Origin of the sequence: Amycolatopsis sp. NPDC049252 (assembly GCF_043197175.1) — a bacterium.
Taxonomy (GTDB): Bacteria; Actinomycetota; Actinomycetes; order Mycobacteriales; family Pseudonocardiaceae; genus Amycolatopsis.
The window spans coordinates 54,290-67,556 of sequence record NZ_JBICSQ010000003.1 but is presented as its reverse complement, the minus strand read 5'-3'; the positions used below and the strand labels follow the sequence as shown (position 1 = coordinate 67,556).

The 13,267-nt window shown below is 70.0% G+C and carries 12 protein-coding genes; 4 read left to right on the top strand and 8 right to left on the bottom strand.

What is annotated here, in order from left to right; genetic code table 11:
* Positions 1–40 precede the first annotated feature (40 nt).
* Both ACGFMK_RS05735 and ACGFMK_RS05730 read left to right on the top strand, forming a co-directional pair.
* On the top strand, positions 41–1,336 hold the full coding sequence (locus ACGFMK_RS05735; protein WP_392759347.1) for an acyl-CoA dehydrogenase family protein: 1,296 nt from the start codon (positions 41–43) through the stop codon (positions 1,334–1,336).
* Positions 1,337–1,358: 22 nt separating this feature from the next.
* A complete protein-coding gene (locus ACGFMK_RS05730) occupies positions 1,359–2,564 on the top strand; it encodes an acyl-CoA dehydrogenase family protein (RefSeq protein ID WP_392758763.1) in 1,206 nt (401 codons plus the stop codon).
* Between the two features lie 45 nt (positions 2,565–2,609).
* Here ACGFMK_RS05730 and ACGFMK_RS05725 read toward each other — a convergent pair whose 3' ends face one another.
* The 7 genes from ACGFMK_RS05725 to ACGFMK_RS05695 all read right to left on the bottom strand — a co-directional run bounded on the left by ACGFMK_RS05725 (position 2,610) and on the right by ACGFMK_RS05695 (position 11,270).
* A complete protein-coding gene (locus tag ACGFMK_RS05725) occupies positions 2,610–3,665 on the bottom strand; it encodes an alpha/beta hydrolase (protein ID WP_392758761.1) in 1,056 nt (351 codons plus the stop codon).
* A gap of 133 nt (positions 3,666–3,798) precedes the next feature.
* The gene (locus tag ACGFMK_RS05720; RefSeq protein ID WP_392758759.1) at positions 3,799–4,644 is read right to left on the bottom strand and encodes an SDR family oxidoreductase; all 846 of its coding nucleotides are present in this window, start codon (positions 4,642–4,644) and stop codon (positions 3,799–3,801) included.
* 59 nt (positions 4,645–4,703) lie between these two features.
* Positions 4,704–5,216 (bottom strand): GNAT family N-acetyltransferase, encoded by a 513-nt coding sequence (locus ACGFMK_RS05715; RefSeq protein WP_392758758.1) that lies wholly within the window; start codon positions 5,214–5,216, stop codon positions 4,704–4,706.
* A 350-nt stretch (positions 5,217–5,566) separates the two neighbouring features.
* On the bottom strand, positions 5,567–6,721 hold the full coding sequence (locus tag ACGFMK_RS05710; RefSeq protein WP_392758756.1) for an acyl-CoA dehydrogenase family protein: 1,155 nt from the start codon (positions 6,719–6,721) through the stop codon (positions 5,567–5,569).
* Entirely contained in the window at positions 6,718–8,703 is a 1,986-nt protein-coding gene (locus ACGFMK_RS05705; RefSeq protein ID WP_392758755.1) for an acetyl-CoA carboxylase biotin carboxylase subunit, read from the bottom strand. Before ACGFMK_RS05705 ends, ACGFMK_RS05710 begins: the two co-directional genes overlap by 4 nt.
* Positions 8,704–8,705: 2 nt before the next feature.
* The gene (locus ACGFMK_RS05700; RefSeq protein WP_392758753.1) at positions 8,706–10,319 is read right to left on the bottom strand and encodes a carboxyl transferase domain-containing protein; all 1,614 of its coding nucleotides are present in this window, start codon (positions 10,317–10,319) and stop codon (positions 8,706–8,708) included.
* Between the two features lie 138 nt (positions 10,320–10,457).
* On the bottom strand, positions 10,458–11,270 hold the full coding sequence (locus tag ACGFMK_RS05695) for an SGNH/GDSL hydrolase family protein (protein WP_392758752.1): 813 nt from the start codon (positions 11,268–11,270) through the stop codon (positions 10,458–10,460).
* 188 nt (positions 11,271–11,458) lie between these two features.
* On the opposite strand from ACGFMK_RS05695, the gene ACGFMK_RS05690 reads away from it, so the two are divergent.
* Together ACGFMK_RS05690 and ACGFMK_RS05685 are read left to right on the top strand one after the other, a co-directional pair.
* A complete protein-coding gene (locus ACGFMK_RS05690) occupies positions 11,459–12,049 on the top strand; it encodes a TetR/AcrR family transcriptional regulator (RefSeq protein WP_328449322.1) in 591 nt (196 codons plus the stop codon).
* A gap of 46 nt (positions 12,050–12,095) precedes the next feature.
* Positions 12,096–12,593: a hypothetical protein gene (locus ACGFMK_RS05685; protein ID WP_392758750.1), complete on the top strand. Its 498-nt coding sequence runs from the start codon at positions 12,096–12,098 to the stop codon at positions 12,591–12,593.
* On the opposite strand, the gene ACGFMK_RS05680 is transcribed toward ACGFMK_RS05685, so the two are convergent.
* Positions 12,590–13,219: a TetR/AcrR family transcriptional regulator gene (locus ACGFMK_RS05680; protein WP_392758748.1), complete on the bottom strand. Its 630-nt coding sequence runs from the start codon at positions 13,217–13,219 to the stop codon at positions 12,590–12,592. The two genes, ACGFMK_RS05685 and ACGFMK_RS05680, sit on opposite strands and share 4 nt — an antisense overlap.
* Between the last annotated feature and the right edge of the window lie 48 nt (positions 13,220–13,267).

The following is a 13,267-nucleotide window of genomic DNA, read 5'->3' as shown; positions in this document are numbered from 1 at the left end:
ATGGAGGGCCACAATGGCTGCGCCAAGGAAACGGGACGCGATGGGCTGGGGCCTGTCCGCGCTGACCCGGCTGGCCGGGAGCAAAGTCGTGGATCGGGCCGGGCTGCGCAAGCCCATCGAAGGCCTGGTCACCGCGGGGACGCGCAACGGCTTCCGCGCCGCGGGCGCGGCCACCCGGTCGTTCAAGTCGGTGCAGAAGCTGGGCAAGCCCGCCCGGCTCGCGCCGACGTCCGACACCGGGCTGTTCGATCTCACCCCGAGTGAGGACCAGCAGCTCATCGTCGAGACGGTGACGGAGTTCGCCGCCGAGCAGCTGCGCCCGGCCGCCGCGGACGCCGACGCCAAGCTCGAAGCCCCGGAGGGCCTGCTCAGCCGGGCCGCCGAGCTGGGCATCAGCCTGGTCGGCATCCCCGAGGAGCTGGGCGGCGTCGGCACCGAACGTTCGATCGTCACCAACGCCCTGGTCGCCGAGGCCCTCGCGCACGGCGACCTCGGACTCGCCGTGGCGGTGCTCGCGCCGTCCGCGGTCAGCACCGCGCTGGTCAGCTGGGGTGACGAGCAGCAGCAGGCGGACTACCTGCCGGCGTTCGTCGGCGAGAACGTGCCCGCCGCGGCGCTCGCGCTGCAGGAGCAGCGGGCGCTGTACGACCCGTTCAAGCCCGCGACGAAGGCCCGCCGCACGCCCAAGGGCTACCAGCTCGACGGCGTCAAGTCGCTGGTCCCGCGCGCGGCGCAGGCCGAGCTGTTCATCGTGTCGGCCGACCTCGAAGGCCGCGGCCCGGCGCTGTTCCTCGTCGAGTCGTCGACCGCCGGGGTGACGATCGAGGCCGAGCCGGCGATGGGCCTGCGCGGCGCCGCGACCGGCAAGCTGCATTTGGAGCACGTGAACCTGCCCGCGGGCGCGCTGCTCGGCGGCGGCAAGCTCGACGTCTTCACCGAGCTCGTCCGGCTATCGCGGCTGGGCTGGGCGGCGCTGGCCGCCGGCACCGCGAAAGCCGTCCTCGACTACGTCGTCCCCTACGTCAACGAGCGCGTCGCGTTCGGCGAGCCGATCAGCCACCGGCAGGCCGTGGCGTTCTCCGTCGCCGACATCGCGATCGAGCTGGAAGGCCTGCGGCTGGTCACGCTGCGCGCCGCGTCCCGCGCCGAGCAGGGCAAGCCCTACGCCCGCGAGGTCGCGCTGGCCCGGAAGCTGGCCGTGGACAAGGGCATGCAGATCGGCAACGCGGGCGTGCAGCTGCTCGGCGGGCACGGCTTCGTCAAGGAGCACCCGGTCGAGCGCTGGTACCGGGACCTGCGTGCCATCGGCGTCATGGAAGGCGCCGTCCTTCTCTAGGCTTTCGTGAAAGGCGTTAACGATGATTAACCTGGAAGCTCCCAAGAAGGCCGGCGCGCTGATCAACCAGGCGTACCAGGCCGCGGCCGAGGTGTTCCGGCCGATCTCGCGCAAGTACGACCGCGCGGAGCACACCTACCCGGCCGAGCTGGACATGTTCGCGGCGCTGCTGGACGGCCTCAACTCCTCCGGCGAGGGCGGCGCGGGCGCGGCCGGCGTCCGCCGCTCCGGCTCCGAGGACGACAAGAAGGGCAACCGCAACGGCGCGAACCTGAACGTCGTGCTCGGCACGATCGAGATGTGCTGGGGTGACGTCGGCCTGCTGCTGTCGATGCCGCGCCAGGGCCTCGGCAACGCGGCGATCGGCTCCGTCGCGACGGACGAACAGCTGGAGCGCTTCTCCGGCATGTGGGCGGCGATGGCGATCACCGAGCCGTCGTTCGGCTCGGACTCCGCGGCGGTCAGCACGACGGCCCGCCTCGACGGCGACCACTACGTCCTCAACGGCGAGAAGATCTTCGTGACGTCGGGCGAGCGCGCGGACGCGGTGGTCGTGTGGGCGACGCTCGACAAGTCCAAGGGCCGCGCGGCGATCAAGTCGTTCGTGGTGGAGAAGGGCACGCCGGGATTCGAGGTGGTGCGCACCGAGCACAAGCTCGGCATCCGCGCTTCGGACACGGCGGTGCTGCGCTTCGAGAACTGCCGCGTCCCGAAGGAGAATCTCCTGGGTTCGCCGGAGATCGACACCAAAAAGGGTTTCGCGGGCGTCATGCAGACGTTCGACAACACGCGTCCCCTGGTGGCGGCGATGGCGATCGGCGTCGCGCGGGCGGCCCTGGAGGAGACTCGCCGCATTCTCACCGAAGCCGGCGTCACCATCGACTACGACCGCCCGGCGAACTCCCAGCACGCGGCGGCGGCGGAGTTCCTTCGCCTGGAGGCGGACTACGAGTCGGCGTACTTGCTGACGCTGGAGTCGGCGTGGATGGCCGACAACCGCAAGCCGAACTCCCTGCAGGCGTCGATGGCCAAGGCCAAGGCCGGGCGTTCGGTGGTGGACATCGCGCTGAAGTGCGTCGAGCTGACCGGGGCTTACGGCGAGGAGTCGTTGCTCGAGAAGTGGGCTCGGGACGCGAAGATTCTGGACATCTTCGAAGGGACGCAGCAGATCCAGCAGCTCATCGTGGCTCGCCGGATCCTCGGGAAGTCGTCCGCCGAACTGAAGTAAGACGTGCTGAGGGCCGTCCCGCGCGAGGGGCGGCCCTCAGTGCGTTCAAGAGATCTGGTCGTCGAGGAACTCGTCCAGGTAGCGCCACGTCGTCCCGCGCGCCTTGCGGCCGGTCAGGACGCCCAGGTGACCGCCCGGCGCCGTCTTGAAGCGGACTTCGGGGGCGTTGTCCAGCAGTTCCACCACGCGCTCCACCGAAGCCCGCGGCGCGATGGTGTCGTTCTCGCCCGCCACCACCAACGTCGGGACGCGGACCGATGACAGCGAGATGACGCGGCCGTTGAGGTCCACCTTGCCCTCCGCCAGGTCGTTCGTGCGGAACAGGCGGTGGTACAGCTGGCCGAACGTGCGCCCGGGGTAGGCGTACATGTTGCTCATGAAGTGGTCCACCGCCTCGATCTGCGCGAGGTAGTCGCGGTCGTCGAGGTGCGAGAGGATCGCGATCGGCTTCGTGATCTCCTTGCTGATACCCGTCGCGCGGAAGACGCGGCTGACCAAATAGGACGGTGCGCCGCCGAACGCGCGGTAGATCGGTGTCAGCAGGTGGCCGCCCGTCAGGTCGACCAGGGGGCGGAACGGCGCGACGATCGGGATCGCCGTGAAGTCCACCGGGGAGCCGATCGCCGTGATCGACGCGATCGGGAGGTCCGGCTGGTCGGCGTTCACCAGCAGCGAGAAGATCCCGCCCAGCGACCATGACACCAGGTGCACGGCCTGTCCGCCGTTTTCGGCGCTGACCTTGCGGATCGCCCGCGGCAGCACCTCGTCGATCCAGTGCTCGATGCCCAGGCGCCGGTCGGAGAACGCGACCATGCCGTAATCGACGAGGTAGGCGTTGCGGCCGCCGTCGACGAGGTGCTCGAGGAGGCTGCAGCCGCGGCGCAGGTCGAAGCAGATCGCCGGCGCGGCCAGCGGCGGCACCAGCAGCACCGGCGGCCCGGACACCGCGCCGCCGCGGTGCGTCATGCGGTACAGCGAGCGGTTGGGGCCCTGGTCGACCAGCACCCGGGGCATCGGGCGGAGATCGGCGACACCGCCGTGCAGCACCTTGCCGACCACGTTCGACGCCGCGGCGGCCAGCCGTGCGGGCGGTGAAACCATTTCTGCTGCCTCCTGGGGGTTCCCGGCGAACTCCAGGCAATCTTGCCAGTGCGGGCGCACGCGACTCAACATCGGCACACCTGCAAGCACCCGGCAAGCACGTCCAATTCGGACAGTCGCTAGGCCGTCCGAGTTACTCCGCGCCCGCCCCGGGAGCGCTCTCCGCGGCCCGCGCTTCGTACCGCGCGCGGGCCGGGGAATGGGCCGCCGAAGCCAAAAGCCGGTCCGCCCTCAGCGCCCGCGCGAGCGTTTCGCCCGCCTTGCGCGGGAGCAGCCGGGTGAGCTTGCCCATAGTGCCCAGCGACCGGGGCACGAAGACGTCGAACCGCGGCTTGCGCAAGGTGCTCACGATGGCGTCGGCGACGTCCTCGGGGCGCACGGACTTGAACATCTTCGCCTCGCCGAGACCGCTCGCGAGCTCGGTGCGCACGATGCCCGGCATCACGCACGAGACGTGGACGCCGCTGCCGTGCAGTTCCAGGTGCACCGCTTCGGACAGCCCGACGACGGCGTGCTTGGTCGCGCAGTACGTCGCCGCGCCGGGGAAGCCGGCCTTGCCCGCGAAGGAAGCGATGTTGACGATGTGGCCGGAGCGGCGCGGGCGCATCCGTTTCACGGCCTCGCGGGTGCCGTGGATGACGGCGTGCAGGTTGATCTCCAGCTGGCGCCGGGTCGTCGCGTCACTCTCCTCCTCGAGGGCGGCGAGCGGCATGATCCCGGCGTTGTTGACCAGCACGTCGATCCGGCCGTGGCGGCGTTCGACCTCGTCGAGGAATTCGGTGAAGCCGCGGGTGTCGGTGACGTCCAGCGGCAGCGCGTCGGCGCCCAGCTCGCCGGCGGTTTTCTCGGCCCGGACGTGGTCGAGGTCGCCGATCACCACCCGCGCGCCCAGCCGGGACAGCGCCGACGCGGTCGCCGCGCCGATCCCCTGCCCGCCCCCGGTGATGACGACGACCTTGCCCGCGAGATTCTCGGCCACGGCGACTCCTTCGTCTGTTGGCAACGCGTCAACAGTGTCACTCTTCGGCCGCGATCGCGCTACCCCACGCGTTGCTCGAGGACCTGCCCGACCCAGGTGTCGACGGTGAACCGCACGGTCGGCCTGAAGCCCTGGCTCTCGTAGTAGCGCTGCAGCTCGCCGTCACCACCGGCCCAGCAGTCGACGCGCACGAGGTCGATGCCCCGGCGCCGCGCCTCGTCGAGCGCGTACTCGACGAGCCGCCCGCCGACGCGCTGCCCGGTGAACCGCCGCGACGTGATCAGCAATCGGACATACAGCTCACGCTCGTCGACCGCCGGCACGTGCGGGTCGTGCTCCTCGGAGACGATCAGGGCACCGGCGGGCTCGCCGCCGACCATCGCGATGCGCAGCCCGGGGTCGGCGACCATGCCGTTGACCCGCTCGACGCGCTTCGGAACGTTGCTCCACGGCTCGGTGCCCCACTGCCCGGAGCTGCCGCGGGCGACCAGCCACTCGACGGCCTCGTCGAAGAAGCGCAGCAGTATGTCGGCGTCCCCGGGGTCACCCGATCGGATGACGGTGTTGTCCATGCCCCCTGTTTACCGGACCAGGCGGACGCGTGGGCGCGCTTTCCCGAGGCCGGCGGGTCACCAGCAGGTGCCGGGATACTCGAGCCCGGCCCGGTACTGCCGCTCGAACTCCTCGACCGAAGCGCAGCAGCCGTCGAGGACGCGGGGTTGCCACGAGGGCCGCGCTCGCCTGGACCGGTGACCACACGCCCGGGGCGAGCTGGACGGCTTCGGTCGCGCCGTCGGCGCGGTGCCTCTCCCGCAACCGAGCCGGGAGCGAACCCGTCGGGACCACCTTGGGGTGGCCGACCGGGAAGGTCGTCGGCGCGGGGCTGGGCGGGCCAGGGTGACCGCCGCGGTCGCGCGTTACGTCAGCCCACGCCGAGGTGGCGGGAGATCAGCATCTTCTGGACCTCGCTCGTGCCCTCGCCTATCTCCAGGATCTTCGCGTCACGATAAAACCGGCTCACCGGGTACTCGTTCATGAAGCCGTAGCCGCCGAAGATCTGGGTTGCGTCGCGGGCGTTGTCCATGGCCGCGTTCGAGGCCACCAGCTTGGCGATCGACGCTTCCTTCTTGAACGGCTCGCCGCGCAGCATCTTGGACGCCGCCTGGTAATAGGCCAGGCGGGCCGTGTGCGTGCGGACCTCCATGTCGGCGATCTTGAACTGGATCGCCTGGTATTCGCCGATGCGCTTGCCGAACGCGACGCGGTCCTTGACGTACTGCAGGCATTCGTCGACGCAGCCCTGGGCCAGGCCCGCCGACAGCGCGGCGATGGCGATGCGGCCTTCGTCCAAAATGGACAGGAACTGGGCGTAACCGCGGCCGCGCACGCCGACCAGGTTCTCCACCGGGACACGGACGTCCGAAAAGGACAGCTCGTGCGTGTCCGAGCAGTTCCAGCCGACCTTCGAGTACTTCGGAGCGACCTCGAAACCCGGAGTGCCCGAAGGGATGAGGATCGCCGAGATCTCCTTGCGGCCGTTCTCCATCACGTCCGTGACGGCGGTGACCGTGACCAGGCGCGTGATGTCCGTGCCCGAGTTCGTGATGAACGCCTTGCAGCCGTTGACGACCCACTCGTCACCGTCGAGCGCGGCGCGCGTGCGGGTGGCGCCCGCGTCCGAACCGCCGCCTGGCTCGGTCAGGCCGAACCCGCCCAGCGCCGTGCCTTCGCAGAGCGACGGGAGCCAGTGCTCCTTCTGCTCCTGCGTGCCGAAGCGGTAGATCGGCATCGCACCGAGGGAAACGCCCGCCTCGAGGGTGATCGCGACCGACGAGTCGACGCGCGCGAGTTCTTCCAGCGCCAGGCACAGCGCGAAGTAGTCGCCGCCCATGCCGCCGAACTCCTCGGGGAACGGCAGGCCGAACAGGCCCATCTCGCCCATCTTCGCGACGATCGCGTACGGGAATTCTTCCTTCTCGTAGAGGTCGCCGATCACCGGCGCCACTTCGGCGTGCGCGAAGTCTTCGACGGTCTTGCGGAGGGCCTCGTACTCCTCGTCCAGGCGGAAGTCGATCACTGCTGCTCCTCTTGGGGCGTCACTACGGCAAGGGTTTCGTCCAGCGCGACCTGTTGGCCGGCCCGGACGGGAAGTTCGCTGACCACACCGTCGATCGGCGCGGTGACCGTGTGCTCCATCTTCATCGCTTCGACCACTAGCAACGGCGTCCCGGCGCGGACGACGTCGCCCGCGGCGACCTTCACCACGAGGACCGTGCCCGGCATCGGGCTGGTGACCGGGCCGGCCCCGGCGGCCTCGCCCCGCGCGGACAGCACGAACTCCTGCTCCCCGAAGGGAAAGCTCAGGCCGTCGCGGGCCAGCCAGACCGTCCGGTCAGGACCGGACGCGTGCCGGTAGCGGTCGAACCGGCCGGCGTGCCGGACTTCCAGCACGGAACCGGCACGCCGAGCCGAGACGTGCACCGGCTCCGCGTCATCGACGAAAACGTTCGCGGAAGAAGGCGTTCCTTCCACCCGGACCACGGCCGACGTCTGACCCGACTTCAGCCGGAACACCACTCCGCCGGACGCGCCCATCCGCCAGCCGTCCGGAACGTCCCAAGGGTCCACAATGGACCCCGACGGCTGTAGTTCCAGCAGACGGTCGAGAGCCGCCGCGACGAAGAACTCCGCGGGCACCTCCGAAGAGACCAACTCGGACAGCCGGCGGTCGACCAGTTCGGTGTCGAGACGGCCGGCACGCACGTCGGCGTCGGCCAGCAGCCCGCGCAGGAACGCCGTGTTCGTGCCGACGCCCAGCAGCGCCGTGTCGGCCAGCGCCCGGTCGAGCCGGTGCAGCGCGGCCGCGCGGTCCGGACCCCAGGCGATGACCTTGGCCAGCATTGGGTCGTAGTTCGAGCCGATCACCGCGCCGGGCGTCATCCACGAGTCGACGCGCACACCGTCGCCGGACGGCTCGTGCACCGCCAGCACCGTGCCGCCGGTCGGGATGAAGCCGCGCGCCGGGTCCTCGGCGTACACCCGCGCCTCGACGGCGTGGCCGTTCAAGACCACGTCCGGCTGCTTGACGGAAAGGTGCTCCCCCGCCGCGACGCGGACCTGCCACTCGACGAGGTCGAGGCCGGTGACCAGCTCGGTGACCGGGTGCTCGACCTGCAGCCGGGTGTTCATCTCCATGAAGAAGAACTCGTCCGGGTTGTGCGCCGACATGATGAACTCGACGGTGCCCGCGCCGACGTACCCGACCGAACGCGCCGCCTCGGCGGCCGCCGTGCCCATCTTGTCTCGGGTGGCCTCGTCGAGCAGCACCGACGGCGCTTCCTCGATGATCTTCTGGTGCCGCCGCTGCAGGCTGCACTCCCGCTCACCGAGGTGGATGACGTGGCCGTGCTGGTCGGCCATGACCTGGATCTCGATGTGCCGCGGGGTCGTGACGAACCGCTCGATCAGCAGGGTGTCGTCCCCGAAGGAACTCTTGGCCTCGCGTCGCGCGGACTCGATGGCCTCGGCCAATTCGGACTCGGCGTGCACCAGCCGCATGCCCTTGCCGCCACCACCGGCAGACGGCTTGATCAGCAACGGGTACCCGACGCCCGCCGCGGCGGCGGCGAACCCGCCGGCGGGAATGTCCACATCGGACGCGCCGGGCACGACCGGGACCCCGGCCTTCGACACGGTCGCCTTGGCGCGGATCTTGTCGCCCATGGCGTCGATGGCGTCGACCGGCGGCCCGATGAACACGAGCCCGGCGACCTCGCAGGCCCGCGCGAACTCGGCGTTCTCGGCCAGGAAGCCGTACCCCGGGTGCACGGCCTGCGCGCCCGACGACACGGCGGCGTCCACGATGGCCGGAATGGACAGGTAGCTCTTCGAGGCTTCGGCGGGTCCGATCCGGACGGCGGTGTCCGCCTCGTGGACGTGCCGCGCGTCGGCGTCGGCGTCGCTGTAGACGGCGACGGCGCGGATGCCGAGGTCACGCAAGGTGCGGATGACCCGCACCGCGATCTCGCCGCGGTTGGCGACCAACACTGAGTCGAACATCATCACATCCGGAAGACGCCGTAGTTGACATCGGAAAGGGGCGCGTTCGCCGCGGTCGAGAGCGCGAGGCCGAGCACCGTGCGGGTGTCGGCCGGGTCGATGACGCCGTCGTCCCACAGCCGCGCGGTGGAGTAGTACGGGCTGCCCTGCGCCTCGTACTGCTCGCGGATCGGGTCCTTGAACGCCTCTTCGTCCGCCGTGGACCATTCGCCGCCGCGGGCCTCGATCGAGTCGCGGCGGACCGTCGAGAGCACCGACGCCGCCTGCTCGCCGCCCATCACCGAGATCCGCGCGTTCGGCCACATCCACAGGAACCGCGGCGAGTACGCCCGGCCGCACATCGAGTAGTTGCCGGCGCCGAACGAGCCGCCGATAACGACCGTTAACTTCGGCACCCGCGCGCAGGCGACCGCGGTGACCATCTTCGCGCCGTGCTTGGCGATGCCGCCGGCCTCGTACGCCTTGCCGACCATGAAGCCGGTGATGTTCTGCAGGAACAGCAGCGGGATCGAACGCTTGTCGCACAGCTCGATGAAGTGCGCGCCCTTCATCGCGGACTCGGCGAACAGGACGCCGTTGTTCGCGACGATGCCGACCGGGTGGCCGTGGATCCGGGCGAACCCGGTGACCAGCGTCGAGCCGTACTCCTTCTTGAACTCGCCGAACCGGCTGCCGTCGACGATCCGCGCGATCACCTCGCGCACGTCGTAGGGGGTGCGCGGGTCGGTCGGCACGACGCCGTACAGCTCGGCCGGGTCGACGGCCGGTGCCTCGGCCGGGAGCACGTCCCACGGGCGTGGCGTGCGCGGCCCGAGCGTCGAGACGATCGAGCGGACGATCCGCAGGGCGTGCGCGTCGTCGTCGGCCAGGTGGTCGGTAACGCCGGACTGGCGCGAGTGGACGTCGCCGCCGCCCAGCTCCTCCGCCGTGACGACCTCGCCGGTCGCCGCCTTGACCAGCGGCGGCCCGCCGAGGAAGATCGTGCCCTGGTTCCGGACGATCACGGCCTCGTCGCTCATCGCCGGGACGTACGCGCCGCCCGCGGTGCAGGAGCCGAGCACCGCGGCGATCTGCGGGATGCCGCGCGCCGACATCGTCGCCTGGTTGTAGAAGATCCGGCCGAAGTGTTCACGATCCGGGAAGACCTCGTCCTGCCTGGGCAGGAACGCGCCGCCGGAGTCCACCAGGTAGACGCACGGCAGGTTGTTGTGCAGCGCGACCTCCTGGGCGCGCAGGTGCTTCTTCACCGTCATCGGGTAGTACGTGCCGCCCTTGACGGTGGCGTCGTTGGCGACGACCACGCACTCGCGCCCGGAGACGCGCCCGATCCCGGTGATGATGCCCGCGGCCGGCGCTTCGTCGTCGTAGAGTCCGGTCGCGGCCAGCGGCGACAGCTCGAGGAACGGCGAACCCGGGTCCAGCAGGGTGTCGACGCGGTCGCGCGGGAGCAGCTTGCCGCGCTCGACGTGCCGGACCCGCGACTTCTCCGGCCCGCCGAGCCGGGTGCTCGCCAAACGTTTGCGGAGGTCCTCGACCAGCTCCGCATGCGATGTCGCGTTGCGGGCGTAGGCCTCGCTGTCCGGGGCAGCAGACGTCCCCAGTGCCGGCGTGTCCATGGGCTCCCTCGAAGTTAGCGGTCGTTAACCTCCGATCCGATGTTAGCGACCGCTAACCTGGCTGTCCAGTCTCCGGAATGCCGTGAAGGCCACCCCGGACGCACCGGGATGGCCTTCACGGACCGGAGGGGACCGGGTTCAGCCGATGGCCGCCCGCAGCGGGGCGTAGTAACCGCCGGACTGGCCGGCCACGGTCGGGTGGTAGGACTCGATGACCGGCCACGTGAGGCTGTGCAGGTAGTCGCCGGCCGAGGAGCAGATGTTGTGCCCGACGAACGACGGCCGGACGTCGACGAACGTCGCGCCGGCCGACGCCGCGCGGGACTGGGTGACCGACGCCAGGGTGTCGGCCCCGGAGTTGATCGCCGTGCGCTTGGTGTCGCTCAGCCCGACCCAGCAGGAGCCGGGCACGGTGTAGAAGCGCGGGTAGGACAGGACGACGAGGCGTGCGCCCGGCGCCTTGGCCTTGATCGCGTTGTAGGTGTTCGTCAGCAACGCCGGGAGCGTGTTGTTGACGTAGGTCTTCGCGGTGTTGACGCGGTTGGTGCAGTCCGCGTCGCTGCCGAGCGTGCAGGTCTGGATCACGTCGCTGAAGCCGGCGTCGTTGCCGCCCACGGTGACCGTGACCAGAGTCGCGTTGGAGGGGATGGAGTTGGCCTGGCTGATGACGTCACCCGTCCGGGCGCCGGAACAGGCCAGGAAGGTGAGCGACGTGCCGCTGTGCGCGTTGGCCCACAGCTGCGGGTAGGCGTTGGAGCTGCGGTAGCAGCTCCCGGAACTGCCGTAGCTGCCGGCGCCGACTCCCGAAGAGTAGGAGTCACCGACCGCTGCGTAGACGGTCCCGGCGGCCTGGGCGAGGCCCGTGACACCGAGAGTGGACAGGACGACGGCGCCGAGAGCCGTGATCGATCGCTGGAAGAATCGCCGGGACAGGCGGATCGGAACCCCCATGGGCCACTCCTTTGTGACAGAACCGACCTGAAAAGCACACCAGGTGAAGGCCTCACAAGGAAGAGCGACTACCAGCAAGTAACTCTCTTGGCCCACGACTTAAGACGGGCGGGTGGTTAACGTTCACTAACCGTTACCCCGGACCTGCTTGTTAGCGCTCGCTAACCTGTCGCCCCTAATATGGCCGGATGGCCGCGAACCCGACGCCACTCGTGAACGGCGAGAAGGCGAACAGACGCGAACAGATCTTGGCCGCGGCCGCCGAGCTGTTCGCCCACCACGGCTTCCACGGCGTCGGCATCGACGACATCGGCGCCGCGGTCGGCATCTCCGGCCCGGCGCTCTACCGCCACTTCCGGAGCAAGGACGCGATCCTCGGCGAGATGCTGAACTCGATCAGCCGCTACCTGCTCGACGGCGGCACGACGTGGGCGGGCAGGCCCGGCACCCCGGACGACACACTGGCCGGGCTCGTCGCGTTCCACGTCGGCTTCGCGCTCAACCACCCGGCGCTGATCACCGTCCAGGAGCGCAACCTCGCGAACCTCACCGACGCCGACCGCAAGCAGGTGCGCGCGCTGCAGCGCCAGTACGTCGAAGTGTGGGTGCGAGCGATTCGCGAAGCCATGCCGGAGCTGGGCGAACGGCAGGCGCGTTCGGCGGCACACGCCGTGTTCGGACTGATCAACTCGACCCCGTACAACCGCCATCTCGGTGACGGCGAACTCGCCGAACTGCTCTCCCGGCTCGCGTTGGGTGCTCTGCGCGCGGCCGGATGACCGACCCGGATCAAGGTATCCCCACGAGCGCCGTCGCTGGTGTTTGATGGGGCACGTGGACCCGGACTGGAACGAGCTGCTCGTCGAGAAGGCCCAGCGCGCGTTGACCGCGCTGAGCGTCGGCGACGACGCCGAGGCCCTCGTCGAGGTCGCTCCGACGGCCGCCGAACCGCAGGCCCGCGCGGACGAGACCAAAGCGCTGATGCTGCTGCTGTTCGGCGAATGCAGCGCGATGGTCTCCACCCTCGGGGACGGCGGCAGCGCGCCGGTCAAGGTCCAGGTCTTCGACGAGGACGGCGAAGAGGTGTCGATCGACCAGGCCGACCCGCCGGTGCGGACCGCGGTACGGACGCTGCTCGCCGAGGTGCACGGCAATACGGCGGCCGCGCAGGAGCAGGTCGAGATCGCGCTCGCCAACGCGGCGCCGGACGAGGTCGACAGCCTGGTCCTGCAGGCCCTGCGCTGGACGATCCGGCTGTCGGTGGAGTGCCTGGACCGCGACCTGCCGGTGGCGCCCTGGATCTCGGAAGCCGTTTCGGACTAGAGCGGCCGCAGGGATCGCACGATCGGGGTCAGGTACAGCTCCGCGACGCGACGGCGTTCGACGTCGTCGTCCACCGGGAGCACCGTCTCCGGCGTGAGCACCAGGGAGACCACGATCCGGATGAGCAGCTCGGCCATGCCGTCGATGTCCTCGTCCGGCAGGCTCAGCCGCCCCGCGGCGATCTCCGCGCGGAAGTGCTCCGCGATCCGCGCCCGCGCGGCCGCGAAGAGGCCGCCGGCCTGGACGGTCAGGTGCGGCAGGATCAGCTCGGGTTCCGTGCGCAGCAGGCGGGTGAGCAGCCGGTGGCCGCGCAGGTACCCCAGGGAGAAGCTCAACCCCTCGATGAGCTTCTCCTCCGGGGAGTCCTGGGCCTCGACGACGGCGTCGACCTTCGTCAGGAACCGCTTCATCTCCCGCAGGATCAGCGCGTTGAGCAGCTGGTCCTTCTTCGGGAAGTACCGGTAGATCGTCACCCGGGACAACCCGACGCGGCGCGCGACGTCGTCCACGGTGAACCGGCGCAGCCCGAAGTCCTCGGCCTGGGTCAGCGCCGCGCCCATGATCCGTTCGGACGTCTCGTCACCGGGCAGCTCGGTGTCGAGCGCGTGCTGCAGGAGGTTGCGCATGGGATGACCCTAGGCGCCTTTACAACTTGACGAGAAATGTTTCATGCG